Origin of the sequence: Microcoleus sp. A006_D1 (genome assembly GCF_036702805.1) — a bacterium.
GTDB lineage: Bacteria > Cyanobacteriota > Cyanobacteriia > Cyanobacteriales > Microcoleaceae > Microcoleus.
The window spans coordinates 24,516-51,334 of the sequence record NZ_JAUBVZ010000027.1 but is presented as its reverse complement, the minus strand read 5'-3'; the positions used below and the strand labels follow the sequence as shown (position 1 = coordinate 51,334).

The 26,819-nt window shown below is 46.0% G+C and carries 21 protein-coding genes; 8 read left to right on the top strand and 13 right to left on the bottom strand.

Features of this window, described 5'->3' with window-relative positions; genetic code table 11:
* Positions 1-8 precede the first annotated feature (8 nt).
* Together QUB68_RS29005 and QUB68_RS29000 are read right to left on the bottom strand one after the other, a co-directional pair.
* Entirely contained in the window at positions 9-590 is a 582-nt protein-coding gene (locus tag QUB68_RS29005; RefSeq protein ID WP_332998370.1) for a hypothetical protein, read from the bottom strand.
* A gap of 629 nt (positions 591-1,219) precedes the next feature.
* The gene (locus tag QUB68_RS29000; protein WP_332998369.1) at positions 1,220-1,450 is read right to left on the bottom strand and encodes a hypothetical protein; all 231 of its coding nucleotides are present in this window, start codon (positions 1,448-1,450) and stop codon (positions 1,220-1,222) included.
* Positions 1,451-1,583: 133 nt separating this feature from the next.
* Between QUB68_RS29000 and psb32 the strand changes: the two genes are divergently transcribed.
* Entirely contained in the window at positions 1,584-2,303 is a 720-nt protein-coding gene (gene psb32 / locus QUB68_RS28995; RefSeq protein WP_332998368.1) for a photosystem II repair protein Psb32, read from the top strand.
* 59 nt (positions 2,304-2,362) lie between these two features.
* Here psb32 and QUB68_RS28990 read toward each other — a convergent pair whose 3' ends face one another.
* Positions 2,363-2,746, bottom strand: a complete 384-nt coding sequence (locus QUB68_RS28990) for a DUF4346 domain-containing protein (protein WP_332998367.1) — start codon at positions 2,744-2,746, stop codon at positions 2,363-2,365.
* A gap of 261 nt (positions 2,747-3,007) precedes the next feature.
* On the opposite strand from QUB68_RS28990, the gene dcm reads away from it, so the two are divergent.
* Positions 3,008-4,045: a DNA (cytosine-5-)-methyltransferase gene (gene dcm, locus QUB68_RS28985; RefSeq protein ID WP_332998366.1), complete on the top strand. Its 1,038-nt coding sequence runs from the start codon at positions 3,008-3,010 to the stop codon at positions 4,043-4,045.
* A complete protein-coding gene (locus QUB68_RS28980; RefSeq protein ID WP_332998365.1) occupies positions 3,990-5,093 on the top strand; it encodes a hypothetical protein in 1,104 nt (367 codons plus the stop codon). Before dcm ends, QUB68_RS28980 begins: the two co-directional genes overlap by 56 nt.
* A gap of 63 nt (positions 5,094-5,156) precedes the next feature.
* Here QUB68_RS28980 and QUB68_RS28975 read toward each other — a convergent pair whose 3' ends face one another.
* From QUB68_RS28975 to QUB68_RS28965, 3 genes are all read right to left on the bottom strand, one after another.
* Positions 5,157-5,567, bottom strand: a complete 411-nt coding sequence (locus QUB68_RS28975; RefSeq protein ID WP_332998364.1) for a hypothetical protein — start codon at positions 5,565-5,567, stop codon at positions 5,157-5,159.
* Positions 5,568-5,766: 199 nt separating this feature from the next.
* Positions 5,767-7,575: an aspartate kinase gene (locus QUB68_RS28970; protein ID WP_332998363.1), complete on the bottom strand. Its 1,809-nt coding sequence runs from the start codon at positions 7,573-7,575 to the stop codon at positions 5,767-5,769.
* A gap of 316 nt (positions 7,576-7,891) precedes the next feature.
* Complete coding sequence (locus QUB68_RS28965) at positions 7,892-8,677, bottom strand: Uma2 family endonuclease (RefSeq protein ID WP_332998362.1); 786 nt, start codon at positions 8,675-8,677, stop codon at positions 7,892-7,894.
* Positions 8,678-8,788: 111 nt separating this feature from the next.
* Between QUB68_RS28965 and QUB68_RS28960 the strand changes: the two genes are divergently transcribed.
* The 3 genes from QUB68_RS28960 to QUB68_RS28950 all read left to right on the top strand — a co-directional run bounded on the left by QUB68_RS28960 (position 8,789) and on the right by QUB68_RS28950 (position 13,680).
* Positions 8,789-9,448: an HAD family hydrolase gene (locus tag QUB68_RS28960; protein ID WP_332998361.1), complete on the top strand. Its 660-nt coding sequence runs from the start codon at positions 8,789-8,791 to the stop codon at positions 9,446-9,448.
* 393 nt (positions 9,449-9,841) lie between these two features.
* Positions 9,842-12,409, top strand: a complete 2,568-nt coding sequence (locus QUB68_RS28955; RefSeq protein ID WP_332998360.1) for a PAS domain-containing sensor histidine kinase — start codon at positions 9,842-9,844, stop codon at positions 12,407-12,409.
* A gap of 539 nt (positions 12,410-12,948) precedes the next feature.
* Positions 12,949-13,680 carry a sucrose-phosphate phosphatase gene (locus QUB68_RS28950; protein WP_332998359.1) on the top strand — a complete coding sequence of 244 codons (732 nt, stop codon included), beginning with the start codon at positions 12,949-12,951 and terminating at the stop codon, positions 13,678-13,680.
* A 156-nt stretch (positions 13,681-13,836) separates the two neighbouring features.
* On the opposite strand, the gene QUB68_RS28945 is transcribed toward QUB68_RS28950, so the two are convergent.
* On the bottom strand, positions 13,837-14,190 hold the full coding sequence (locus tag QUB68_RS28945; protein ID WP_332998358.1) for a late competence development ComFB family protein: 354 nt from the start codon (positions 14,188-14,190) through the stop codon (positions 13,837-13,839).
* A gap of 74 nt (positions 14,191-14,264) precedes the next feature.
* Positions 14,265-14,573 carry a DUF1830 domain-containing protein gene (locus QUB68_RS28940; RefSeq protein ID WP_332998357.1) on the bottom strand — a complete coding sequence of 103 codons (309 nt, stop codon included), beginning with the start codon at positions 14,571-14,573 and terminating at the stop codon, positions 14,265-14,267.
* Between the two features lie 416 nt (positions 14,574-14,989).
* On the opposite strand from QUB68_RS28940, the gene QUB68_RS28935 reads away from it, so the two are divergent.
* Positions 14,990-15,217 carry a hypothetical protein gene (locus tag QUB68_RS28935; RefSeq protein WP_332998356.1) on the top strand — a complete coding sequence of 76 codons (228 nt, stop codon included), beginning with the start codon at positions 14,990-14,992 and terminating at the stop codon, positions 15,215-15,217.
* 140 nt (positions 15,218-15,357) lie between these two features.
* On the opposite strand, the gene QUB68_RS28930 is transcribed toward QUB68_RS28935, so the two are convergent.
* The 5 genes from QUB68_RS28930 to QUB68_RS28910 all read right to left on the bottom strand — a co-directional run bounded on the left by QUB68_RS28930 (position 15,358) and on the right by QUB68_RS28910 (position 23,971).
* On the bottom strand, positions 15,358-15,576 hold the full coding sequence (locus QUB68_RS28930; protein WP_332998355.1) for a hypothetical protein: 219 nt from the start codon (positions 15,574-15,576) through the stop codon (positions 15,358-15,360).
* Between the two features lie 78 nt (positions 15,577-15,654).
* A complete protein-coding gene (locus QUB68_RS28925; RefSeq protein WP_332998354.1) occupies positions 15,655-16,044 on the bottom strand; it encodes a response regulator in 390 nt (129 codons plus the stop codon).
* A gap of 570 nt (positions 16,045-16,614) precedes the next feature.
* The gene (locus QUB68_RS28920) at positions 16,615-20,043 is read right to left on the bottom strand and encodes a PAS domain S-box protein (protein WP_332998353.1); all 3,429 of its coding nucleotides are present in this window, start codon (positions 20,041-20,043) and stop codon (positions 16,615-16,617) included.
* 404 nt (positions 20,044-20,447) lie between these two features.
* Positions 20,448-22,361 (bottom strand): response regulator, encoded by a 1,914-nt coding sequence (locus QUB68_RS28915; RefSeq protein WP_332998352.1) that lies wholly within the window; start codon positions 22,359-22,361, stop codon positions 20,448-20,450.
* Positions 22,362-22,684: 323 nt separating this feature from the next.
* Positions 22,685-23,971, bottom strand: coding sequence for a chemotaxis protein (locus QUB68_RS28910; protein ID WP_332998351.1), 1,287 nt, complete (start codon positions 23,969-23,971; stop codon positions 22,685-22,687).
* A 250-nt stretch (positions 23,972-24,221) separates the two neighbouring features.
* Here QUB68_RS28910 and QUB68_RS28905 point away from each other — a divergent pair, with 250 nt between their 5' ends.
* On the top strand, positions 24,222-26,774 hold the full coding sequence (locus tag QUB68_RS28905; protein ID WP_332998350.1) for a hybrid sensor histidine kinase/response regulator: 2,553 nt from the start codon (positions 24,222-24,224) through the stop codon (positions 26,772-26,774).
* Positions 26,775-26,819 lie beyond the last annotated feature (45 nt).

Here is a 26,819-nt window from a genome sequence, read left to right as displayed (position 1 = left end):
AAATCTGTTTATTTAAAATAGGAATAAACGACATCTGCGGTTTTGTGGTTAATCAAAAATACATCGTAATAACCGAATTTTTCGACAATATCTTGGAAGAATATGTGATATTTGGCATGGGCTTTGGTGTATTCGCTGCGATCGCCTGCATCAAACAGCTTGTTTTTTTCGCCGACTGGATTGGGATTGTCAGCCATGTAGTAATACTGAAGATAGCGAGCAGCTTGCCCGGTGGGACGATATTTGCCGAAACTGGGGTCTTCTGAGAATAGATTCTTTTTCAGCCGAGGTAAAAATTGCTTGGTGTAGTAAGTTTCCAAACCTTTCTCCGATTGCGAGGGAACAAAGTTGCGCTCCAAGTTGCGGAAACCTGCATTCAATTCCACCATGGCTTTAATGACGTTGCTGTCTCCTGCTAACATCCCTACCTGGTTGTACAAGTTTTCAAAGAACAACTCTGTTTGATCGGTTTTGCTGGTGCGTATACCTACGAGCTGGTCGGCGATTTTGGTTCGCAGGGTAGCTTGTGTTTGATACCAACCAATTCCGCTAACTACTATTACAGAAGCGAGGCTAACTGCTAGCAGCAAAGCTTGCAGCTTGGATTGAAGTGTCCAATTTTTGGGGCTAAATTATTAGAAAATGGATTGCGGAGCTTGAATAGTGTTTTTTGCATAATTGGGTTTTGGTTGGCTGCGAGTTAGAGGTGTAAATAAGCAAAGTACGCCCGATCGCTAAAAATAAGAAGACGGGGCGGTTAAAACCCAATACAGCTCAGTTAAGACCGTTCTGAAAGTAATACCAAGCGTGAAAAATTGTTGCTACGGTTATTAAATGTAGAGAAATTATCTGTCATTGCCTTAACTCCCCGCCGGACACGGCAGTGCCGTTTCCCTACAGGTGAGATCCTCTAATTTCGATAGTAGCAATATTTTTTACAATTGGTATAAAATGATGTTAAAAACAGACACAGTTTGCTTCGTTCCTCTCTTCGGACAAGTTTAATTGAACCGTATGTGGTTAAAACCAGGTTTATACAAAAAACAAAACCCACTCCAAGCGGGTTGAAGACTGGACGGTTAAAATTAGATTATCTTCTTGACACCGCTTGGAGTGGAGTTCGTTGATACACACCTGGTTTCAACCGCTATCTTATCTGACAAAGCATGGCGTAAATGTGCCTGCTTTTTCGTGAGCATCGAGCCGTCTGGGTACACAATCAAAATGGCATATCGATCATGTCTCCGAAAGGATGGGGTACGTCGATCGGCATTCTTCCGGGTTTTGACTCGTATTTGTCAATCCAATTTTTGGCCAATTCCAAAGCTTCCTCCTCAGTTTTGGCATTTTGGACGGCGACGTGGCGGTTGCCGCGGCTATCCCAAACCTCGACGTAGAAGACTTTCTGGGATTGCATAATCCAACCTTTATAAGTATCTGCTGGTTCCATAGTTAAAATCCTAAAATTATCAGGCGGGAAGTTGAACTGGCGGGCTAATTGTAAATATTGCCCTGTATAAAATGAATTTTACGGGGGTTTCTATAGTATTTTTGGAAAAAAGTCAGTTTTACGGTTAACCTCAATGACTAGACTCAAGCAATTATTTAACTGGAGAAATTATCTCCAACAAGCGGCGGCGGCGATCGCGATCGTTCTGATCGCGTCCCAGATGGCGGTATTGCCGGCATTGGCGACTGGCGTGTACGAAATGCCGGTGTTGTCGGCGGGCGATCGAACTTGGGTGTTCGACAAAGGCGACGTGCTCAGCCGCAGCAGCGAAAGCAACATCAGCAGCGTGCTCGACACCCTGGAACAGAAAACAGGAAAACAAGTTCGCTTTGTCACCATCCGCCGCTTAGACTACGGCGAAACGACTGCCACTTTCACCGACCAACTGTTTGAACAGTGGTTTCCCGAAAAAGAAGACCAGACTAATCAAATTTTACTCGTTCTCGACACTGTTACCAACAGCGCGGCAATTCGCACCGGGGAAGGGGTGAAGTCCCTGCTAACCGATGAAATTGCCCAGAGTGTAGCTGGGGAAACCGTGCAAGTGCCGCTGCGGGAAGGCAATAAATACAACGAGGCATTTACCGCAGCCGGTTCGCGGATTGCGACTGTGATGTCGGGCGAACCCGATCCGGGTGCGCCTGAAGTTGTTGACAATATCCAAGTTGAAGGCACGTTTAAAAAAGCTGAAGAAACAGACCAAGGTAATGCCACAGTGATTGTGGTTGTGCTGTTGGTGTTGGCGACAGTGATTCCGATGGTGACTTATTTCTGGTATCAAGGTTTTTCGTGATCGGTTGCTGTCAGATGCAATAAGTTGACGTTTTGTCAAGAAATTAGGGTACGACTGCACTAATCTTGAACGTATTCTCGATCGCTCAACAATGCAATTTCTGCCCGCACAAATTCCCGTCCCAGATAAGCCGCGTGATCGAACATCGTCACCGGGCTGGGGCGGGTTTCTTCTAGGATTTTGACGCAAAGTTCTTTGGCGGTTCTGGCGCTAAAGATTGTGGACTGAGTGCGTTCTACTTTGCCGCGGGCGGGGATGGGTTTGCCGGTTTCGGGATCGACAGCCAGGCCGCGCTCGTCGATAATGTTGGTGAAGTGTTTGGCGCAAATTAGGCTGGTTGTGCGATCGATGTAAATGATGAAGTAGCCGCCCGGATCGAGGTCGATGTGGCGTTTGGAGAGGTTGTCATCGATGGCGGTGAGGTTTTCCAAGGTTTGACTCATGGTTGGTGAAAGGCAGTAAATAATCGCTGTTGTTTTTTTTGCTATTTCTAGTTTAGTCGGCTGCGGGACAAGTTTGGGAGTTTTCTGGGCGATCGATATTCTAGGCGATATCTGTAGACACGGCAATGCCCTGTCCGGCGCGGGGTTTTTGTTTAAATTAGTATTATTAACCGCAGAGAGCGCAGAGAACGCAGAGTGAAAGAAGAGAGAGAAACAAAATATGTTATTATTGGCGGAGTAACATTTTGCATTAAATTATAAATGAAATTTATAGATTTGTTTTCAGGAATAGGAGGTTTCAGACAAGGTTTTGAAAAAAATGGCTTTCAATGCGTTTTTTCCTGCGAAATCAACGCCAAATGCCGAGAAGTTTACACAGAAAATTTCGGCGAAGTGCCTTTTGCAGACATCAGTAACATCAAGCCCGCCGATTTAGCAGACTTTGATGTTTTAGTCGCCGGGTTTCCCTGTCAACCTTTTAGCATCTGCGGTAAAAAGCTAGGCTTTGAAGATACTAGAGGTACATTATTTTTCGAGATATGTAAAATCATCAAAATCAAACAACCTCAAGTTGTTGTTCTGGAAAATGTCAAGCACTTAATCCATCATGACAAGGGAAATACCTTAAAAGTAATTATTGCGAGTCTGGAAGATTTAGGATACAGCGTGAATTACAAAATGCTAAATGCTAAAGACTTTGGAATTCCTCAACATCGTGAAAGAATATTTATTATTGCAACTAAAGGTAAAGAATTCAATTTTTCTCGACTTAAAACCAAGTTTCCTCCAAAACTCAGGGAATTTCTAGACGAGACAGGGGATTTTGAAATATTGGACAAATCCGAGTATACTTTAATTGAGTCTCCGAGAAAGCAAGATTCGGGACTTTTGTTTGTAGGTTACAGAAATAAAGGTACTTGGAAAACTGGCGTCAGGCCCAATACAGAACATTTATCGAGGGTTCACAGACAGCCTAATCGCATTTATTCGGTAGATGGAGTGCATCCGACAATTCCTTCGCAAGAAACATCTGGCAGGTTTTTTATCTACATTCCTGAGCAAGATATGGTGAGAAAGTTGACGCTGAAGGAATGTTACCGTCTTATGGGTTTTCCTGAAGAGTTCAAAAGTTATCCTAGTGCGGGGGAAAGTTACAAGCAAATTGGGAATTCTGTTTGTGTACCGGTGGTGGACGCGATTGCGAAAGAAATATTAAGTCAAAATTTATTGTCAAATGAACCCAATGAACCACAAAGAAAAACTGAAGAATATATACAGCTTGTCCTTTTCAATTGCTGATATCAAGGATATTCCTCAACAATGCCTTGAATATATTTTACTGATTGGTGAACAAGCATACAAACAAAAGGGAGTATACACCGTTTTGATAACTCTTTTAACTCACAAGTCTTTATTCTCTGAACAGGACATCAGAAAACATCAGAGTAGTATGCCGGGTGGTTTTTCGGGAAGAACTATTGACACTCTATCTATTACACCTACATTAAAAGAACTGGGACTTCCATCTATGGCTGAAAGCGGTTGGCTCACCAGGTCTTTAGAACAACCGTACCCGTACAATTTAGACTACCAGGGCAAAATCAGCAACAAGGCAGTAAAAAAAGCATTTTTAACTATAATTGATTATGTTCAAAGCAGACCTGAACAGGCAGATAATGTGCTGCGGTTGATATTGAATAAAGTTATTGAAGTACAATCTAAAAATATTGTAAACGTAGCTAAATTAGTTAATCCTGACACTCTGAACATACTGAGTATAGTTTCTTGTCTGGAGGAGCATTTTTCTACTAAATATAAAGTTCGCGGTGGCTCAAAGTTGCCGGTTCTGGCTATCTATGCAACGTACAAGTCTCTCTTGGATGAAGTAAAAAGATATGAAAAGTGTACTTTAGCACCTTTAGGCAGTCACACAGCATCTGACTTGACTTCAAGAAGTTCAGGCGACATAGAAGTATTTGACGAACAAGGGCACATCTGTGAAGCTATTGAAGTAAAGCTTGATCGGGAAATTGACTTAACAATTGTGCGAATAGCTTATGAAAAAATCATCAGGTTTAATCCCAAAAGATACTATATACTTTCGTGTAAAAATATTAAAATTTATGAAATTCAGGAAATAAATAACATAATATCCCAAGTGAGAGAAGAGCATGGCTGTCAAATAATAATTAATGGAGTAGTTCCTACGATTCAATATTACTTAAGATTGATTTCCTTAGAAATTTTTGTGAATAATTACTCTAATCTGGTCAGTATGGATACAGAATTGCAGCCTATTCACAAGATCAAGTGGAATGAATTAATTGAAAAACTGGGTGTTGAGTAGATGTTGCTATAGTATGAAAAGGTGATTTTTATAACTCTGATTCACTCCGAGAAAATGTATCAGTCATACCTTGTTAAACCAGTCTAGCCAATGAACTAACGTTGATGAGGAAATGATATCTTCCGATTTATATTCCTCATTCTTCTGATGATAAACGTAAGCTCGATCGTCAGCATTAGATGGGCAGAATAACCTTACTCTACAATCAGCATTTGTATTTTGCCAAGCAAGTCTGATACTACCTGCATCGTCTGTACCAGCCGATGCTTTAGGGAAACGATCGCCCAAAACATCATAGGCTTCTACAATCAATTTCATGGCTGTGTTAAAAGCATACTCAGTCGGTCTTAAAATTCCATATTCGTCTTCTTCTTCTAAATCTAAAAGTTCCAGAATACGTTCAACTGTTACCCGGAAGTTTGATAATCCCTTAATGCTACTGCTATCAGTAATCTGTTCGTTAGCTACAGTCATAAGATGTAAGTTCCTCGATGCCGATCGCCAATTTCATCTTAACACAGGCTGATTCGGACAGGATATTAACACTCACAAACGCATGGACTACCAAAAAAACCAGGTTTTTTATCCAATCTACGGGTTATTCCGAAGGATTTTCGTAAAAAACCCGGTTTCTGACCATCCGCACATCCATGACTAATTAAGCAAACAAGTCTTAAGCTGGAACTTGGATTCTTTCACTCCCCGAAAGCTCAAAGGCGGCGTGAATTGCCTTCAAAGCTATGACACCTTGTGCTTCATCCACAACGCAGCTAATCTTAATCTCAGAAGTCGCAATCATTTGAATGTTGATTTTGTGCTGCGAAAGCGCTTCAAACATCTTTGCTGCAACTCCCGGATGCGCTACCATTCCAGAACCAACTACGCTGACTTTGGCAATTTCTGTATCAACTGCTACTTCGCCCCAGCCGAATTCAACGGCTGATTTTTCGAGGACTATTTTAGCAGCTTCTGCGTCAATTTGTGCTACGGTAAATGCAATGTCGCGTGTTAATATGCCATCGATATTGCGGCAGCGTTGCGACTGAATGATTGTGTCTACGCTGATATTTTCCTCGGCTAAAAGTCCGAACAGTTTTGCTGCTACTCCGGGACGATCGGGCAATTGACGAATTGCGAGACGCGCTTGATTGAGATCCAACGCTACGGCGCGGACTGCGGGCGGTTTGTTCGATGATGAATGCAGCCCGATCGGCGAATTGGCGACATCAAATGCTTTGCAGAGTTCGGCAACTGCCCGATCGCACTCCGCAGCATCGATCGTACAACTAACCTTCACCTCAGAAGTGGAAATCATTTGAATGTTAATTCCCGCATCCGCCAAAGTCTTAAACATCTCCGCCGCTACCCTCGGCCGCCCGATCATTCCCGCACCCGCAATGCTAACTTTAGCTATGGGTCGTTCCTCTGCTTTCACTTCCGGTTCCCCCAATTCTGGGCGAGAATTCTTGCCGAGGGCGGGCACGATCGCATCTGCAACCGCGACAGCTTGATTCAAGGAATTTCGCCTGACTGTGAAGGCGATATCGTTAGTATTTCCTTCGTGAATTGACTGGATAATTAAGTCTACATCGAGATTTTGCTGCGCGATCGCCCCAAACAACCGCGCTGCTACTCCAGGGCGATCGGGCAAACGCAACAGCGACACCCCTGCCTGATCCAAGTCAAACTCCACCGCATCGACCGCTTTTGCGAGCTCCAAGCCCTCCAAAGGTCGGGGTTGCGGGGGGGGAGAGACTACCCGCGTCCCGGGGGCTTCACTCCAGCTAGAAAGCACAATCAGCGGCACGCCGTAATTCTTGGCAATTTCTACGGCGCGCGGGTGCAGGACTTTTGCACCCAAACTTGCCAATTCCAGCATTTCGTCGCAGGTGATCTCATCCATCAGTTGCGCGTCGGCTACCAAGCGCGGATCTGTAGTCAGAATTCCGGGCACGTCGGTATAAATTTCGCATCTGTCGGCGCGCAAGGCTGCGGCGAGGGCTACTGCTGTGGTGTCGGAACCGCCGCGCCCCAAAGTGGTAATTTCCAATTCTTCGGCATCGGCGATGCCTTGGAAACCTGCAACTACCACGACTTTACCCCTTTTTAACTGGCTTTCAAGCCGTGCCGGATCGATCCGCAAAATCCGGGCGCGGGTGTGGGCTGCTTCGGTGACAATCCCGACTTGGGCGCCGGTGAGGGATATTGCGGGCTGTCCCATTTCCTGCAATGCCATGCTTAAAAGTGCGATCGACACTTGTTCCCCAGTGGAGAGCAACATATCCATTTCCCGTTTGTTGGGATTTGCGGAAATTTCCTTCGCGAGTTTCACTAAACCGTCGGTCGTTTTGCCCATTGCTGAAAGTACGACGACGAGGGAGTTTCCCAGCTGTACTGTTTTGACTACTCGTCGGGCTACTTCTAAAATGCGATCGACTGTACCAACCGATGTCCCACCATATTTCTGAACAATTAGCGCCATAGGATTTATACAAAAGTGATGCAATACTTACCAGTTAATATACGCAAATTCTGGACGATCGCCGATGTTTGTATCGTTTTTGAGGGGGCTGGTAGTCGATCGGGCTTTTTGCAGCAGTAGGATTTGTGCACTCCCAATCAAGAAACCGGGTTTTTTAAGAGAGTGAGAGTTTTAAGCGAGTATTTTGGTTGAAAAACAAAGGTGATGGCCACCTGTGCGTCAGTCCAAAGAAACCGGGTTTTTTAAGAGAGTGAGAGTTTTAAGCGAGTATTTTGGTTGAAAAACAAAGGTGATGGCCACTACAGGAATCTGCGGCTTATTCTCCTTCTAACTCTCGCAAACGCGCTTCCAAAGCTTGAATTCGCAACTCAGCTTCTATGCGCATTTGCCGTTCTCGTTCTGCTTCTGACTGCGCTTTTTCTGCCGCCAATTCGGCTTGTTCTGCTCGTTCCTCCGCCGCCGGCAGCAAAGTCCCGGAGGCATCCCACCAGCGCAACCAAGGCAGTTCTACGCCCTGATAAACTCCTTCCCAAATGCCTAATTCTACTCCTATTTGGGCGATCGGGTAATGTCCGCGATTATTTGGTGCGGCTAACTCGAAGCGGTCTTCGACCAAATGATAGACTTCAACTTGGGCTTTTTTAACTTCATAAATCGCGTAAAAAGCAGGGCGAATTATCCGCTCGTAAATCCAGAATTTGCCTTTTCGAGGAGTCTTATCTCTTTCTTCGCTGCCATCGCCGGACACAAATTCTAGTACAATCAGAGGTGGCATTAATTCCCGCCACATGACATAGGAACGGCGCAGATCTGCGTCAAGAGTTGGCGGCACGTCGGGCACGTAAAACCAATCGGGTGCTTCGGCTCCTCTTTCGAGTGGTTCCGGGGGTTGGGCTACTCGCCAATAAATACCGGAATCTTGACCGATGCAGTATTGTCCGTCGGGATGAACTTGGTCTAAAATCGGTCGAATTGATGTTGTTAATAGGATGCTTTGAGGGTGTTCTTGAAAGTTTTTCACAAAAGTACCGTCGGAGTCTGGTAATTGAGTGTGATCTGGAAAGTCTGTTGCTAGAAATTCTGGTTTTTCGGTGACATTCATCTTGACCTCTTGAATGTTGAAATATTATACTTATTATTGGTGGGTTAGAAATTGATTATGCTATTATATCATGGGAAACCTGCTGTTGCTATATAGGAACTTTTCAGTAAGATGAGTCAGTACAAGTTAATTATTTTCGACTTCGACGGCACTTTGGCAATTACTCACAAAGCGATTGTATCTTGCATTACCAAAACTTTTGAAAGTTTTAATATTGCACCGCCTGCTGCCGAGACAATTCAAGCGACGATCGGCATTAATTTACCAAATACTTTCAAAATGCTGCATCCGGCGATCGAGGAAATCGCAGTTCCCGAATGGGTGGAAACTTACCGCTCTTATTATCGGACAGAAGGTGAAAAGCAGTTAGATTTATTTCCGGGAACCAAGGAATTATTAAGGTTGGCGAGCAAGTCGGGATTGAGCCTGGGAGTTTTTAGCAACAAACACGTTAGTTTTGTTAATTTGTTCCTGAAAAAGTTGAGAATTCACAGTTTTTTTGATTTAATTGTAGGTGATGACGGACAAATTATTCAGAAGCCAAACCCGAGTGTTTTTTACTCGATTATTAAACCGCTGTTCCCGGAGTTGGATAACAGTCAAGTTTTAATGGTTGGCGATACACCGGTGGATTTGCTGTTTGCTAAAAATGCTGGGATAGATGTTTGTTGGGCGGCTTACGGATATGGCGATCGCGCTGAGTGTCTCGCCCTGGAACCGACTTTCGCGATCGACAATATTTCAGAACTGGCTGCGATCGTTCAAAATTAATCTTGAGTAGGTTTTTTTCAGCAGAGTTTGCATCAATTTAAGAAAAAGTATTTAACAAAAAATATTTCAATTGATCCGGACGCTCTATTTTTGGGGTTGGATTAAAAAAATAATTGCGCGATCCCTGCCAAGTAAACCATACCAGAGATAGAGAGGGCGTGGCAATAACTATTATAAATTAACAAATAACAGTCCTTTGAAGGTGCCAGGCACAAGGCACAAGGCAGCAGCCAAGAAAAACGAGGGATACCAGATTTTTTCTGGGTATGATTTACTCCCAAAATTCAGCATAATCGCCGTCTCACTTCTGCCTTCGGAAAACAGGACAAATTTGTTAAACTTGCAAATATGCTGCCAGTCCGGATCGATAATAAACTCAATCTATCAAAAATTATGCCGATCGATATAAACATTCCTTCTGACAACCTATCGCCGACTCGCACCGGCGGCAATCCACCGAATTTAATAGAAGAAGTATTTCGGCTGTACGATCGCGCTCTGGCAGCTACCAGCAACGGCATCGTGATCGCAGACGCGACGCGGCCGGACAGACCGATAGTCTACTGCAACCCAGCCTTCGAGCAGATTACAGGCTACGATCGCAGCGAAATCATCGGGCACAACTGCCGCTTCCTGCAAGGCCCGGATACCGATCGCACAGCCCTGGCTCAAATCCGCGTAGCCCTGCAAGAACAACACGACTGCAAAGTAGTTCTCAAAAACTACCGCAAAGACGGAACCCCCTTCTGGAACGAACTCACCATCTCGCCCGTGCGCGACAGCAGCGGGACTGTCACCCACTTCATCGGCGTCCAATCTGATATCACCGATCGCAAGCAAGCAGAATTCGCCCTCAAACAAGCCGAAGCCAAATACCGCAGCATCTTTGAAAACGCCACCGAAGGCATATTTCAAACCGCCCCAGACGGGCGCTACCTCAGCGCCAACCCAGCACTCGCCCGCATCTACGGGTACGATTCCCCGTCTGAACTGATCGCAAAATGTTCGGCAAAAAACCTTTATGCCGATCGCACCCGCGGCGCTGACTTGAGCGCCGAAATCAGCCGTGTCGGCTCCCTGAAAGAGTTTGAGTCCTGCATATTCCGTTGTGACGGCAGCACTACCTGGATCTCGGAAAACGTGCGCGAAGTCCGCAACGAAAACGGCGAACTCCTTTACTACGAAGGAAGCGTCGCCGAAATCGCCGATCGCAAACTTGCCGAATCAGCTTTACTGCAAAATGAGGCGAAGTGGCGATCGCTAATTCTCAACAGTTCCGACATCATTACCATTCTCGACGCCAGCGGCCGGATTTTTTACGAAAGTCCTTCTGTAGAAACAGTCTTGGACTACGAACCAGAGGAACTCATCGGTCGAATGGTTCTCGATTTCATTCACCCTGACGACCGGCCCTCGGTGATCTCCGATCTCCAAAAACTGATCGCAAATCCCGCAGATCCGATCGCCCTAGAAGCTCGCTTCCGGCGCGCTGACGGTTCTTGGTGTTTTCTCGAAGGAGTCGGCATAAACTTGCTAGCAGACCCCGCTGTGAACGGAATTGTGGTCAACTCCCGCGACATGACGGCGCGCAGACAAGCAGAGTACCGCCTCAGCAAAATCAACGAGTGCTTTTTGGGATTCACCACCGACGCGACTGACAACATCCAGCGCCTGACAGCCTTAGCTGGCGAGCTTTTGGGCGGCAGCAGCGCCATCTACAGCCGCGTCGATAGCGGGCTGCTGCGCGCGATCGCGACTTGGCAAACGCCCCCGGACTACCCCGAGGTCGATCGCGCCGAGGGCCACGTCTGCACCGACGTATGCCACAAAGGAAGCGATCGGGCTGTGGTGATTCCTAACTTGCAGAACACGATCTACGGCCAAATCGATCCCGCTGTCATCCGCTACCAACTGCAAAGCTATCTGGGACAAGCAGTGCGGCTGGGCGACAATTACGTGGGTTCGGTGTGCGTTCTCTACACCGAGTCGATCGCGCCCACAGAAGCCGACTGCAAGCTGATCGGAATTATTGCCGGCGCGATCGGAGTTGAAGAAGAACGGGCCGCTTCTGCTGCGCGCGATCGGCAAAAATCAAGAGAATTGCAAACAGCTTTGCGCGATTTGCAGCAAACTCAAATGCAGTTAGTCCAAACCGAAAAAATGTCTTCCCTCGGACAAGTGCTAGCAGGAATTGCCCACGAAATTAACAACCCAGTTGGCTTTGTCGCCGGCAACCTCTGCCACGTCCGCGGCTACGTTCTCGATTTGTTAGAAATCGTGCAGGTGTATCGAGAAGAGTACCCAAATCCCCCAGCAAAAATTCAGAAACAAGCCGAGGATATAGACTTAGGATTTCTCGCCGAAGACCTGCCCAAATTGCTCAATTCCATGCACACAGGATGCGATAGAATTGTAGAGATCATTCAAACTCTACGCAATTTCTCGCGGACGGACGAAGCGAAATTCAAGCCTGCCGATATTCACGAAGGTCTAGACAGTACCTTGTTAATGTTGAACAGCAGGCTGAAAGCCAAGGCCCACTGGCAGGGCATTGAAGTGATTAAAGAATACGGAGAACTGCCGAAAATACCATGTCATCCCGGACAGTTAAATCAGGTATTTATGAATATATTAGCAAATGCGATGGACGCCTTGGAAGAAAGCAGCATCCCAGCAAACAAAACCGCTGATTCTACCTTTCCTACAATTACTATCAAAACTGAAACGATTGATAACAAGAGCATTCGCATTCGGATTAAAGACAACGGCCCGGGCATTCCCGAAGATAATCTCGTGCGTCTGTTTGATCCATTTTTTACCACAAAACCCGTAGGTAAAGGCACAGGTTTGGGTTTATCAATTTCGCACCAAATTGTCGTTGAAAAACACAACGGTAAATTGCAGTGCATATCAGCACCCGGTAAAGGCACTGAATTTATTATCGAACTTCCAATTAGATAAGCTCATCTCCCCCACTCGATACCATTTTTGATCGAAAATCTAAAATCCTATGACTTGTGTCGCGTCTTGTTGTATGCTGAGGTTATCAGAGGTGTCAGTCTGGCTGCTAGTGTGGGCACTGTACCGACTTCAGTAGCTTTTTCAGACTGAGAATAGTTTGCAATTTCTAACTCATTTGGGGGCAATTTACGAATGGCCCCCGTTACTTTTGGGGCTGTTGCTGCGATCGCCTCTGTTGTTGTATCTTGTGGTAAAGTTCGATCGACCCTTCAATCAATCCCGATCCCTTCTCGCCGATAGCTGCGACGCTTCAACCTCAAACCCCACCAGCCTTTCATCTGACAGACTCCCTCACTAGCGCAGCACCTCCATAGCGCAACTTCTGGGCTTGAGTTATTCTGAATTTGATCCATTGTGGCGGCTTTACGCCCTCTGTTGCACCACAAACCCACAAAAGACAGCAAAGACTAAGATAATTTTATTGTGAAATTGACCAATGACCAATGACCAATCACCAATTCCCACTTACCAATAAAAAAATGAATTTCTTATTAGTGACAGATTTAGACAACACATTAGTCGGAGACGACGCAGCAACTCAACTTTTAAACCAGCGCTTGCAATCAAAGCGATCGCAAATTTGTTTAGTTTACGCTACCGGGCGTTCTTATACTTCTGCTGGCGAACTAATTGCCCAAAAACAACTGCTAGCACCGGACTATTTAATCGCAGGTGTAGGCAGCGAAATTTACCAAGACGCAACCCTCGATTTAGATTGGGCCCAATATCTGTCTCAAGACTGGGATAAAATGGCGATCGCCTCGTTAGCTCAGCAGTTTAAGAAGCTTCAACCCCAATCCCTCAAAGCACAAAATCCTTGGAAAATCAGTTATTGTCTGGAACCAGCAGCAGAAAACAGCTCGATTCTCCAGGCATTGCAGCAAAAGTTAACTGCATCGGGACTGGCAGCTCAAATCATTTTTAGCAGCAATCGCGATGTTGATATCTTACCACAAACTAGCAATAAAGGCAATGCCCTGACTTATTTACAAAAGCGCCTGCAAATTTCATCTGATGCCACCTTAGTTTGCGGCGATTCTGGCAACGATATCAGTATGTTTGAACAAGATGTCCGCGGAGTAATCGTCGCTAATGCTATGTCCGAACTCTTGGCATGGCATCGCGAATGCGGTACTAAAAATCATTATTTAGCTGGTGCTGCTTGCGCTGGGGGAATCATCGAAGGAATGACATATTTTTGGCGATTTTGAGCGCATAAAATGCGGTTTCGGTTAGATCGCAATACGCTTGGGATCAAAGAGTCCTGAAGACAAAAAGTGTTGAACGATCGAGCGCACAGACAATTTTAGCTCGATCGCCCAACCGAGAGTGCCGAGAATCTCAGCATCTCCCTCAATTACCGCAAACTACCTAAACCAACTAGCAACTCTCGCATCGAATTTAACTTGTTCAGGAACGCGGTAATCTACCTTCTGATACCTGTGCACCAAGTCGCGAATGCCAGTATGAATCAAATTTTCTATGTGCAGCAACTGCTCAGAAGAACAGCGAACCTGCGCTGTTTGGTTCCACACCGACTCGCCGGAGTCGATCGCAATATACTTATTAGGAACTCGGCTCAGCACGTAAGCAATTAAATCCTGCCGCAAGTCCGAGTATGAAAAAGCCTGTTGGTAGGGATACTTGGGATAAGACTCCAAGATAATTTGTACTTCCTCTGTAACTACGCCCAAGGTAATATTGACAAGATTTTTCTGCATTTTCCCTGTCTCCAAACACTACTTAACAAATATCTTTGTTGCCGATATCGAGTTCGTCTGATTTCTCCGGAATTTTAGGGGGCTAATACCGCACATTTTTCTTCGGGAATAACCAGATCGAACTCCGAACTTACCTCTTCTATAACCCGCAGCACGTAGCAGGGAATCTTGTCCGATAAAATAGCACTCGTCACCACACCCGTGTGAATTTCTAATACTGCTTCTGCCGCCGCTTCAAACATCAGTCGCTGTCCCGGAAACACCACTCTTTCAAAGCACCAATTAGGAATGTTCCCAATCCGAACCACCTGAATTTGGTGGGTAGCATTTGCGTAATAGCACAAAATTTGGCTGTTACCTTGACAAGATAGCTGATATGACATTTGAAAATTCTCCACAATCTTTAAAAAACTTACTCAGACTTGGCGCGAGCCTGTTAGTGGCAAGTGCCTGTTTGGCTCTGGACAAAATGATCGACTTATTTTTGGCGTTATTCGAGAGCGCGAATCACATCCACACTTATTAATTTATTTTTGATTGAGTTTTCCTGCAAACACTTATAGGACTTGCACAGAAACCAGATTTTTTCGGTTAAAAAACCCGGTTTGTTTGGTATGCAGTGCCTAACTCCTGACGGATTCAGATTGGTTGTGCTGTCGCAGCAGTGCATCGAAAGTACCGCCACTCACCCGAACTCCCCTGACAGCAGGTTCCTTCTTTGGCAGGGCGATGCCGCTGATAGTGCGGCTTTCAACTCAAGAACTTACAATAAACATTATCTAAAAAATCTGAGGAAATTATGAAGAAAATCATTTTTTTTAATCAATATACTTTTGCCGCAGCAGCGATTAAAACACTGAGGCTGAAACCGGGTTTTTTACCAAAAAACTTGACTGTATTACGGAGTCTGGGTGAAAAACCCGGTTTCTTGAGGCAAGTGTGGTTAACTTCAGGAGCAGTTATTCTGCGTGTAAATACGGTGGTTGCCGATCGGCTTTACACAAAACAAAAAACCCCGACTCCCTGAGTTCATCTTTGGAACTTATAGGGAATCAGAGTTTACAGTAACCAATCACCGATCGATCTCAAAGCTAAATCAAAAAAATGAGGAAATTCTGAAAACAGCCGCCAAAACCAGGACTTTCCGGCACGCACAAACCCGGCTCATTAACATAATTTCGAGATTTTTGCAAGAGACAAATAGCTATAAACCGGATTGGCGTCAATCCGGTTTGAATGCCCCCTTGATTCTTCAGTCGGCACAGCCCGACTTTGTTTGTCTACTAGCGGTTGCAACCGCCGAATTTTTCTGCATCGCATTTTACCGGAAAGAATTGGTTTAAAGCCAGAACCCTTGTAGGGAGAAATTAAAATCAGACTATTCATTACTCCAATCCTCTTCCTTGTAGGTAGAGGTCGCCCTCGTCTGTCAACTGTCCCAGGTCAACTGTCCCAGGTCAACTGTCAACTGACCGACGCTTCCCAACCCAGAATATCCGCAACTTGCTTAGCCAAACCCAAAGGATCGAAAGGCTTAGCAATCACCCCCGCTACCCCCAAATCAGCAAACTCGTTCAAGTCCATCGCCTGCACCTTAGCCGTCAGAAAAATCACCGGAATCCCCCGAGTAGCAGCATTTTTTTGCAGCAAACCAAACAAAGTAACTCCGTCCATCTCAGGCATCATCACATCTAGCAGAATAGCGTCAGGGACTTCAGTTTCAGCTAACAGCAATCCTTGCTGGGCCTTGGGAGCAATTACCACCCTCCAGCCGCCTAAATGTTCCAGACAAGCCTGAATCACGCTGCAAAGGTTTTGTTCGTCATCGATTACCAGAATGCGCTTTGCTGACATAATTAAAGAACTCAAATTTTAAATTAATCATCATAAACCGAAACAGGACTTACGCACAGGAGATGCACCTACTTAAACCGAAAACTAAAAAATCTCAATATAACCCTCCCCATTGGTGTCAACTATAGAGTAAAACCACTAATAAATCTCGCTTTCATCCGAGGCCAGATCCCCCTAAATCCCCCGAAAGCAAGGGGGACTTTGAGAAGACTCCAGTCCCCCCCTTTTTTTTCGGGACTTTGAGAACGCTCTTGTTCCCCCCTTGCTTTCGGGGGGCTAGGGGGGATCAAGACCTAATCGTCAAACAGTAGATCCGTACTACATTTGACTTTCAGTTGACACCAATGAACTCTCCAAAACTCATACACAGCCTGTACATTACCGCGAACCAAGCAATCTCAAAACCGCGAAGCATTGCAAGGAACGAACCAATCTAACTTTTTTCCCAGAAAGAATTGGTTTAAAGCCTCTCGCTTGTAGGGAAAAATTAAAATCAGACTATTCATTACTCCAATCCTCTTCCTTCTAGGTAGAGGTAGCTGTCAACTGTCCCAGGTCAACTGTCAACTGTCAACTGAATGAACCTTCGCCTTCCAGCGGTGCAGGCAATGTGAAATAGAAACTCGTGCCTTCTGAGACAACACTTTCGGCCCAAATTCTGCCACCATGCTGCTCTGCGATGCTGCGACAAATAGCCAAACCCAAACCCGTACCTCCTTTTTGGCGGGAGTCAGAAGCATCGACCTGTTGAAACCGTCCAAAAATAGTTTCTAGTTTATCAGCAGGAATTCCCCGCCCTCGATCTTTGACTTCAAATAAAACCTGACCGCCCAAATCTTCAACCCTGACAGTTACTGTACACCCAGGAGCCGAAAACTTAATCGCATTGCTCAACAAATTTACCAACATTTGAACAATGCTGTCGGGATCGGCCCAAATTTGTGCGGTTGCGGGCAAAATCGCCAAATCAATCTGATTCTCAGCAGCCACAGACATCACAGCTTCCGCAGACTTCCGCATCAAAACCTGTGCATCGCACCACTGCTTAACAATGGTAACTTGGCTCGAATCGAGCCGCTCTAAGTCGAGAATATCGTTGACCAAACGCACTAACCTTTCGGTATCACTCGATGCAATGTCTAACATCTGTTTAGCAGTTTCCGGTTTGTCTTTGAGTACCCCAGCCGCCAACAAACCTAAAGAACCGCGAATTGAGGCCAGCGGCGTTCGCAGTTCGTGGCTGACAATCGAAATAAACTCATTTTTCATTTTGGCAATTGCCCGACTTTCTGTGATATCTATGACTGTGCCGACGTAACCGATTAGTTGACCTCCGTCGGACAAAATTGGAGCTATTTTAACCCTACCAAGCCGGATTGTTCCGTCGGGCTGGATGTGGCGGAATTCGCAGGAAAATTCCCCATCTAGCGATCGCGATTCCGACCATTTAGATAGAATTAGTTTGATATCTTCGGGGTGAACAAACCGCATCCAGCCGTCTCCTAAAGCTTCTGCCGCTGTGAAGCCACCAATTGCTTGACACCTGGGATTTGTATAGGTACATTTTCCCCCAGCATCGATTTTGAAAATGCCAACTGGGGAACTCTCGCTCAGAGAGCGAAATAAAGCTTCGCTTTCCCGCAGTTCTGCTTGAGAGCATTCTAGTTCTCGGGTGCGCTGACAAACTCGCATTTCTAACAGTTCGTTGAGCTGTTGAAGGGCTGCTTCAGCTTGTTTGCGATCGCTAATATCGCGCTGCACTGATACCCAATGGGTAAACCAACCGCTTTCGTTAGCTATGGGTACAATGCTCAATTCGACCCAAAATTCCGTCCCGTCTTTGCGGTAATTGATCAAGTCAACTCGCACCGGCTGCCCGGTTTCCAAAGCTGTCCGAATGCGATCGAGACTTGCCCTATCTGTTTTTTCTCCTTGCAAGATGCGCGGCGTTTTGCCGACAACTTCTTCTAGGGTATAGCCACTCATCCGCGTAAAAGCTGGGTTAGCATACAGAATTCGCGGGCCCGGTGCGTCAATCGGTTCAGCTTCGGTAATTAACACCGCGTCGTTAGTCGTGGTGATTGCTGATTCCAACAAACGCAACTGTAATTCTTGAGCTTTGCGATCGGTAATTTCTGTAACAGTCCCCACCATCCGCACTGCTTCGCCCGTTTCGCTGTAAAAAAACTTACCTTTGCCCTCAATCCAGTGAATGCTGCCATCTGGCCAAATTACGCGATATTCGTGACAGTAATCTGCTCGCTGGGCGATCGCCCGATCGATCGCATTCTCCACACCTTTTAAATCTTCCGGGTGAATGCAAGCTGCAAAACTTTGAGAAGTTCTGTCAAAAGTTCCCGGAGCCAAGCCAAACAACTCTTCATGTTCCCTCGACCAAACAATGCGATTTTTCTGCACGTCCCAGTCCCAAAATCCGATTTTAGTAGCAGACAAAGCTAACTTGAACTGCTGATTGATTTTCCGTAACTCAATGCTAGCAATCGCCACTCGCAGTTCTCGGGCTATTTCGATTTCGCACGGCTGCCAAGGCAAAGATTTTGACCTCACAGTTTCTTGCCACAACTCAAAGGAAGTGCGAGGAGACATCGGCGGGCTGCTATCCGGTTTTAATTCAATGTGCCAGTCTGGTTGACCTGCCCAGTTGACAGTTTTAATTGCTTCGGGACGGAACCACAAAATATAATAATTTTCCATCTCGGACATGGCAAGCACCAGCAAACCGCTAGCAACTTCTCTAAACTTATGGGATTGTCGATACAGTTTTGAGAGAGAATCTGTATAAAAAACATCATTATTTATTTGAGTTTTTATCCAAACAAGTAACTTTTTTATTTCTCCCAATTCCGGGGTTTTGCCGATGGTTGTTAAATTTTCATTGGCACACACAACTCCACCGCTAGCACCCATTAATGCCAGCAATTCATCTGGGGATTTAAGTAAACCTTCTACAAAGCAGTTTGATTGAGAAATTTCCGTGAGAAATTTATGGCAAATTTCTTTGAGATAAATTGCATAGTCCCTGTCTTGGCTATCTTGTTTGTAGCTGAGTTCTAGATTCACAAACTTTGCTATCAGTTCGCAAGCCGTTCTGGTTTCGTAGTTGACATACTTTGCTGTTGGGTGGTGACAGGCGAGCAATCCCCAGACTTTTCGATCTTTCATTAATGTCACCGTCATGCTAGCGCCAACGTTCATATTCTTGAGATATTGAACGTGGCAAGGCGAAACTGTTCTCAACAAAGATAATCCCAGATCCAGGGGGCGATCGGTCAGCGGATTGCAGTCAGGAATTAGTTCTACAGGCTGATAGTTAATATCGGGAATAAACCGAATTAAATTCATGCTGAACTGGTTTCTCGCCTGGGGGGGAATATCCGTAGCCGGATAGTGCAGCCCCAATAAAGGAGCCAAACTTTCTACTTTGTCTTCGGCGACTACTTGCCCGGCACCGGTGGCATCAAATTGATAGACGATCGCGCGATCGAACCCAATCATCCTCCGCACTTCTTCAACTGCTGTCTGACACAGCACTCGCAGATTTTGTGTTTTGTGGATTTTGTCGATCGGCTCTTGGACTAAATGATAAGAATTGAAACAATCGCTAGCTTGTGGGGCAACAACCTGCTCTAGTTCAACTATTAATGCTGAGCCAGATTGATGCAGAGTCCCCTGAAAAAAATAATTGCCTTTTTGACTTTTGAATGATAGGCTGATACGGTTATGTTGATTGTCGTTTTGAAATAAAGCTTTTTCAATAGCCTCAATTTCCTCAGTCACGACAAATTGATGTAAAAAATTGCCCACAAGTTCTTGGGGGTAAATGCCGATCGCCCCAAAAGTATTGTTGCTAACTTGCAAAATTTTCAACACAGGAGATTCCAGCACCAACAGGATGCCGTGAGGTTGAATCGAAGCTGGGTCATAAATTGGTTCACAGTCGCTGTGATCGAGAGCGCCTGTGTCTGAGGTTAAGATCATTGCTTTTAAGTGTTTGTAAATAATTTTCTAAATTAGCTGGTGTTTTTGACGATCGCCCAAACATCCATCCGTGCGATCGCATCCGCATCATTAGGTGTCAATAATCCCCTAAAAACCTTTGTCTCTCTCGTTTACAGTCGAGGCCCGAGCCCCCTAAATCCCCCTTAAAAAGGGGGACTTTGAGAAGACTCTTATCCTCCCTTTGTTAAAGGGGACTTTGAACACTTCCTGTCCCCCCCTTGCTTTCGGGGTGTGCCAGGGAGATCAATCCCCTGAAAACCTTTGTATCTCTCGTTTACAGTCGAGGCCCGAGCCCCCTAAATCCCCCGAAAGCAAGGGGGACTTTGATCGGACTCTTATCCCCCCCTTGCTTTCGGGGTGTGCCAGGGAGATCGAGACTCGACTTAACGCTGTGTCTGAGCCAGTCTGTGCCGGAGTTGAGCCCGCTCCAAACGATTCAGGAGGCGAGCAATTAATTCCGGTTCCACGATCGGCTTATTCACATAGTCATCAGCACCCGCGACAAACATTTGGCGCACTGTTTCCGACTCAGAATGAGCGGTCAAAAATAGCACCGGCAGCTTGCTCCAGCGCAAATCGTTCCGCACCGCCAAACACAGCTCGATACCGCTGTAACCGGGCATCTCCACATCTAAAATTAGCAAATCGGGACAAGTGGTTTCCAGTACCTCCCAGAACCTTTCGGGTTCATCCAATGTTGTTACTTGCAATCCCCAAGGTTGTAGAATCATTGTTAGTGCAGCCAATAGATGCACGTCATCATCTACCACCATAACTTTGGCTTCCGCAGGGCCTGTCTGGTCGAGAAGTTGGGCGACTGCTTTGAGTATATCTGCTGGGGCGATAGATTTGTGTAAAAAGCCGGAAGCTCCCAAACGAGCAACTTCTATTCGATCGCTCAATTGATTGTGCCCGCTAAAAATCATCACCGGAATATCTGGTTTTTCACTGCGGAGTTCGGCGAGGAGAGTCAGTCCGTTTTCCTGAACTCTGGAAAATGTCAAATCCAGCAAAATCGCGTCGGGAGGCTGTCGATAAATCGCAATTCTTGCCGCTTGGGGAGATTTGGCGACTTCTATCTGGAAGCCGAAACCGGATGCTGCTATTTTTAGTCGATCGCTCTGAACACTATCATCATCCACGATCAAGATGCGGCGCCGTTGCAAAACCTGAGCCACCAGCTCGCTTTCAGGTTCCGGCTGCGGGCGATCGAATATCTGTTTGAGCAAATGCAGAAATCCCTCAATCTGCTGAGCAGTCCCCGGTTTCAAGACGTTTTGGGCCTTGAACAAATCTTCGATCTTGCGCGCAACTACCGAACCTTTCGGCAGCCCCAAAGTTCCCAAAGAACCCACTAACTTATGAGCTTCCGCCTGGGCTTCCTGCCGCAGTTCGTTGTCCAAGGTTCCGGTTTTCAGTTGGGCGATCGCGCGATCGAATATCACCACCTTTTCGATAAAATTAGCTCTTAACTTGCCCCTAATTTCCGCAACCACACTCAGGACTTTGAGGCGGCGCTCGTCATTGTTTAATACCAGGCTCTGCCCGCTGGATTCAGCAGATAAACTCTCTTGACTTTTAGCCGTCTCCCCGACAACTTTTGGACTCTCAAGATCCTCCGGCAGACTTTTGAGCCGATAGCCCAATCCGTACACAGTTTCGATTAATTCTACAGACATCCCGGCTGCTTTCAGCTTGTGCCGCAGCCCCTTGATATGAGCGGTAACGGCTTCTTCCTGGGGAAATTCGCCGGCCGACCAAATGCGATCGAGGATGGCGCTGCGGCTGAAAATGCGCCGGGGATTTCTCAGGAAAAGTGCCAGCAGATTGTACTCTTTGGGAGTCAAGTGCAGCACTTTTTCCGCATAATTTACTTCCGTAGAGTCCGGGTTGACTTGCAATTTTTCCCAGCTCAAAATTGTACTCGACAAAGCTGCCTTGCCCCGGCGCAGCAAAGCCCGAATTCTAGCAATCAATTCTTCGATATTAAAGGGTTTGACCATATAATCGTCTGCACCGGCTTCTAAACCTTCGACTAGATTGCTCCTGCTGTCTAGGGCTGTCAGTAATAAAATCGGCATTTGGCAGCCAGACGATCGCAATTCCCGACACAAACTAATGCCGTCGAGTTTAGGAATCAGCACATCCAAAACAATCAGATCGTAATCGTAGGCCTGCGCCAACTGCAAGGCAGTTTGACCGTCGGTTGCCGTATTCACATTATAATTGTGAGAGTTCAGCGCTCTGGTCAGCAAATTGGTTGTAATCGAGTCATCTTCTACCAGTAAAATTTTCATAATCACCTTTAAATTAAACTAATTGTGTTGTTTTGGGTGTCTAATTTATTTATGCTATCCAACAAATATAGCGGTTCTCAAGCGTGGTGAGGATAGCCCATAGCCCATAGCCCATAGCCCATAGCCCATAGCCCATAGCCCATAGCCCATAGCCCATAGCCCATAGCCGTTCGCGTACCTGATCTTTCTGAGAAAGGCTATATGTTTACCAATTATTTTCAACTTCTCCCTCCTGGCAACGATAGTATCTTATTTGCGCGCTCCTGAAAATATAAATTATTGTGAGTTTTTGACTGCGGTAAATACGTATCATATCCAAGAATTTATGGCTTTTTTGACTTCAGCGCCTGCTGAATTTTTTGGATCAGATATTGCGATGAATCTTGCTGCTTAACCATGTCTTCCAACTCCGAAGCCGCGACTTCTGCGTGTTCTATCTCTTTAACTAAAGAATCAGCGGTAACACTTTTTATGACTTCCAAATGTTCGGTCGTAGCGGTCAGCGAATTTATGTTTTTTTGCGAGATTAATTCCTCCAACTCTAACAGCGCCATTTCCGCGCGATCGATCTTGATAGTCACGGATTTTGCCACATTAGCACCAGCTCTTGCTGCTTCGGTGAGTTCGTGAACCCGAAGTTTAAATCTGCTGGCAATTTGCTCCATTTGAGTCCCCAATTCAAAAGTTTTACTTGCCAGCCTGCCAATTTCCAGACTCACTTGACTCAGACCGTTGGGCTGATTGCCCATTTGATTGGTAACTACAGCCACCTGTACTGCTAAATGCCTGACTTGTTCGATCGCCTCTCGGATGGTTCGGGAAGTGCGGTTAACCGTTTCTAAATCATTAGCTATTGCTTTACCAACGCCCAAAATTTTATCGGTATTGTTGCAAATAGAATTAGCACCTTGAAAAGTAGCTTGAAATGCTTGGCGCCCTTCCGAGGAAATCAGCTTGGCAATCCTCACGAATTGCTGATTTATTTCAGCAATTTCTTCAGCTTTTTTTGCCAGAACAATTTGCTGCAAATTGGGAGCATTCTGAGTTTGTTTTGCTTGCCTTTGGTGGGATTTCAACAGCTCGTTGCATTCGTGAAACTTTGCCTGTTCTTGTTGAATAATTCCCAAATATTTGTGTCTTTCTAGGCGGTATTTTTTAAGATTTTTGTGAGCTTGTGCTAAAAGTTGAGACTGGGCAACCACCAGAGTCTGAACGTCTAATATGCGGAGGCTCTGGTTTTCCATAACCACAATAATTGGTTCATAAATCAAGTCTTTTTGCCTGTTGAGAGCGGCTTGCACGGCATCCTCAACTTTCCAGTTTTCCGCTAGCAGCAAAGGCGGAATTCTAATATAATCTAACAAGCAACGAATTGGGTGCTGTCCGTAAAGTTCTACGCGCTCGGGATGACTTATTTGCTCTCGAAACTTGACGCGAGAAATCATGCCCAGTAGCTGTGCTTCGTGAGTGATAATCACTCCCGGCAGCTCGGGTTCTTGCTCGAATCTTTCCGCCACTACCTGTGCTGGAGTTGCAGCACTCACTGGGAAGTGGTGACACGCTAGATGTCCGATCGTGAAATCGGGGGTGAGTTGAGTTGGATTGCTCATTTACCCGGATAGTGTTAAGTAGAAGTTAACAAATTATATATTGATATTATACTGGAATAAGATTGTTTAAAGTAATCACAAGTATAGGGAGAAATCAGCTCTCTGGCTCCTGGGCCTGACGACAGCTTGCCTTGTGACTACTTTCGTCTCATGTTTCTTGGAGAGATCGCCCCCGCAGCGCCCCGGGTTCTGTCCCCCAAACAGGGGCATTCAAATTTTGTTCTTGCAAACAACCGGGAAAATACCTAGATTGAAACCAAAAACCTTACATCGGACTTTGCCGATCGCAACCTTTGAGGCTGCTTACCAGTTGTTACAGCAAATGGCTGAACTCCCCGGGGCGATTTGGCTCGCCGACGACGATCTCGCGGATGCTGAAAATCGCGGGCCAAACTCGTCCCAAAGGTTTGCAGCAGTGCTATCAGATCGGTTTAGCGCGCTGCTGCGGGGCCAACTATTAGATGATTTGACAACAAACGGACACAAACACAGCGAAAAATATCTCAATTCGCAATTAAATGTGGAGTTGACTTTCGAGCCTGGGGCGATCGGCAATTTCCTCTCTCCCCTCGCAGACAAACTCGCAGAAACAACGCCCGCAACCTCGCGACAAATTGACATTCGCGCCCTCAAACAAGCAATTAAAAATCTACAGCCCAACTCCGCCGTTCTGCAAAGCGAATTCACCCTAAATTTGCTGGATATTCTCGCTTCAGATACCAGCAAAAACAGTCACCAGCCCCTACACACCCAAACAGAAATAGAGGAAAATTGCGCGCCCAAACTGATAGCTCCCGAAACGCTAAACATCCAGATTTCCGAAGCCGTCAATCACGTAGAAATTCCCAGTTCCTGCATTCCATTTTGTCAGCCAGTGGAAGATGCTTTGCAACAACAGCTCCAACAAGAGCGACTTTTGAATCAGGTGACAACTCAAATCCGCCAGAGTTTGGAATTGCCTGTAATTTTGTCAAAAGCAGTTTCGAGAGTGCGAGATTTTTTGGATGTCGATCGCTTGTTAATTTATCAATTTGAAAAAGTCCCAGCCCCGCACAATGGCGAGTTGAATAAAGAAATACCTGGGGCAGTTTCTGCGTCTAGTGCAGTCAACCAAAATTCCGGTTCTTACTTGTATTTAGGTCGCGTCACCTACGAAGCTTTAGCCAGCGATGCTATCTCGTCTGTACTGAATTTTACTGAAGGCGCCCAGTGTTTCCCCGATGGAGTTATCGACAGAGAGAAATATCACAAAGGTTTGGCTTTGTGCGTCACTGATGTGGAAACAACTTACTCTTCGCAGCCTTGTTTTTTAGAGTTGATGCGGCGGGCGAAGGTGCGGGCGAAGTTGCTAGTGCCGATCGTAGTTCAAGATGATTTGTGGGGGCTGCTAATTGCCCACCAGTGTACTGTGCGGGAGTGGGAAGAAACCAAAATCACATTTTTGCGGCAAATAGCAGAGCATTTGGCGATCGCCATTTACCAAGCCGAACTTTATGCAGAAGTTCAACAACAAAAATGTACCTCAGAACAGCGCGTCATAGAGCGCACCCGAGAACTGCGCGATGCCCTCGCCGCCGCCCAGTCCGCCAGCCTCGCCAAGAGCGAATTCTTAGCAGCTATGAGCCACGAATTGCGGACTCCCCTCACCTGCGTCATCGGCATTTCCGACACACTGCTGCGGTGGTCTTACGGCAAAGTTGGCACCAAAGAAGTGCCGATCCAAAAACAGCGGCAGTACCTGCAAACAATCCGAGACAGCGGCGACCACTTATTAGAATTAATTAACGATATTTTAGATTTATCGCAAGTAGAAGCGGGAAAAGCAGTATTAAAAATCAGTGAATTTTCACTTTCTAAATTAGCTTCCCAGAGCCTGCACGCCCTCAAAGAAAAAGCTATGGCTAAAGGGGTGGAACTAATGCAAGAACCGCGAATTAACCAAGAGTGCGATCGCTTCACCGCCGATCCGCGCCGCCTGAGACAAATTCTCTTCAATCTGTTAGGAAATGCGATTAAATTCACTCCCGAAGGCGGGCGAGTTGTCCTGCGAGTTTGGGTAACAGAAGATAAAAATCGAAAGCCGGCAGTGCGGCAGCCGGGTACTGCACCCGCAGGTAGCACCGCTGTTTTTCAAATCAAAGATACCGGCATTGGCATTCCCGAAGATCAGCGATCGCTGTTGTTTCAAAAATTCCAACAGTTAGATTCCCCCTACCGCCGCGAATACGGCGGCACCGGTTTGGGATTGGCATTAACCAAACAATTAGTAGAGCTTCATGGCGGCGCGATCGAAGTCAATTCTACAGTTGATGTCGGCTCAACTTTTACTGTTTTCATACCAATCCAAACTCAAAGCAAAGATGAATCCACAAAATTCAAATATGAAAAATCAAATTCATCTTTACCGCTGCACTCTTCCTCCCTACGAGGAAGCCTCGTCCTCGTCGAAGAAGATGAAGAAACTGCCATGCTAATTTGCGATATCCTGACAGCAGCAGGACTGCAAGTTGTGTGGATGATTGAAGGTTCGGCGGCGGTAGAACAAATTGAACTTTTGCAGCCCAATGCTGTGATTGTCGATATGCGTTTGCCTGGGATGAATGGCTGCGAAATAATTCAGCAACTGCGCCAAAAATCCGCTACCGAAAATATCAAAATTCTCGCTTTAAGCTCTAAGGAAATTCCCGCAGATCGGATATCTTTCGTGACGGCGGGAGCTAACGATTGTTTGGCTAAACCGATTAACCCTCAGCAATTGCTTGACAAAATTCTTTCTTTAATGGCCGGGATTGGTAATGGATAATTGGGCATGGGGCATTGGGCATTGGGCATGGGGCATGGGGCATGG

Excerpts from the sequence above, each read along its gene's own strand:
- QUB68_RS29000 (WP_332998369.1), bottom strand. The coding sequence starts at position 1,450 with ATGGAACCAGCAGATACTTATAAAGGTTGGATTATGCAATCCCAGAAA.
- QUB68_RS28920 (WP_332998353.1), bottom strand. The coding sequence starts at position 20,043 with ATGATCTTAACCTCAGACACAGGCGCTCTCGATCACAGCGACTGTGAA.
- QUB68_RS28940 (WP_332998357.1), bottom strand. The coding sequence starts at position 14,573 with ATGTCATATCAGCTATCTTGTCAAGGTAACAGCCAAATTTTGTGCTAT.
- QUB68_RS28990 (WP_332998367.1), bottom strand. The coding sequence starts at position 2,746 with ATGAGTCAAACCTTGGAAAACCTCACCGCCATCGATGACAACCTCTCC.
- QUB68_RS28970 (WP_332998363.1), bottom strand. The coding sequence starts at position 7,575 with ATGGCGCTAATTGTTCAGAAATATGGTGGGACATCGGTTGGTACAGTC.
- psb32 (WP_332998368.1), top strand. The coding sequence starts at position 1,584 with ATGACTAGACTCAAGCAATTATTTAACTGGAGAAATTATCTCCAACAA.
- QUB68_RS28980 (WP_332998365.1), top strand. The coding sequence starts at position 3,990 with ATGAACCACAAAGAAAAACTGAAGAATATATACAGCTTGTCCTTTTCA.
- QUB68_RS28945 (WP_332998358.1), bottom strand. The coding sequence starts at position 14,190 with ATGCAGAAAAATCTTGTCAATATTACCTTGGGCGTAGTTACAGAGGAA.
- QUB68_RS28935 (WP_332998356.1), top strand. The coding sequence starts at position 14,990 with ATGAAGAAAATCATTTTTTTTAATCAATATACTTTTGCCGCAGCAGCG.
- QUB68_RS28910 (WP_332998351.1), bottom strand. The coding sequence starts at position 23,971 with ATGAGCAATCCAACTCAACTCACCCCCGATTTCACGATCGGACATCTA.
- QUB68_RS28955 (WP_332998360.1), top strand. The coding sequence starts at position 9,842 with ATGCCGATCGATATAAACATTCCTTCTGACAACCTATCGCCGACTCGC.
- QUB68_RS28965 (WP_332998362.1), bottom strand. The coding sequence starts at position 8,677 with ATGAATGTCACCGAAAAACCAGAATTTCTAGCAACAGACTTTCCAGAT.
- QUB68_RS28960 (WP_332998361.1), top strand. The coding sequence starts at position 8,789 with ATGAGTCAGTACAAGTTAATTATTTTCGACTTCGACGGCACTTTGGCA.
- QUB68_RS28925 (WP_332998354.1), bottom strand. The coding sequence starts at position 16,044 with ATGTCAGCAAAGCGCATTCTGGTAATCGATGACGAACAAAACCTTTGC.
- dcm (WP_332998366.1), top strand. The coding sequence starts at position 3,008 with ATGAAATTTATAGATTTGTTTTCAGGAATAGGAGGTTTCAGACAAGGT.
- QUB68_RS28930 (WP_332998355.1), bottom strand. The coding sequence starts at position 15,576 with ATGAATAGTCTGATTTTAATTTCTCCCTACAAGGGTTCTGGCTTTAAA.
- QUB68_RS28915 (WP_332998352.1), bottom strand. The coding sequence starts at position 22,361 with ATGAAAATTTTACTGGTAGAAGATGACTCGATTACAACCAATTTGCTG.
- QUB68_RS28950 (WP_332998359.1), top strand. The coding sequence starts at position 12,949 with ATGAATTTCTTATTAGTGACAGATTTAGACAACACATTAGTCGGAGAC.
- QUB68_RS28975 (WP_332998364.1), bottom strand. The coding sequence starts at position 5,567 with ATGACTGTAGCTAACGAACAGATTACTGATAGCAGTAGCATTAAGGGA.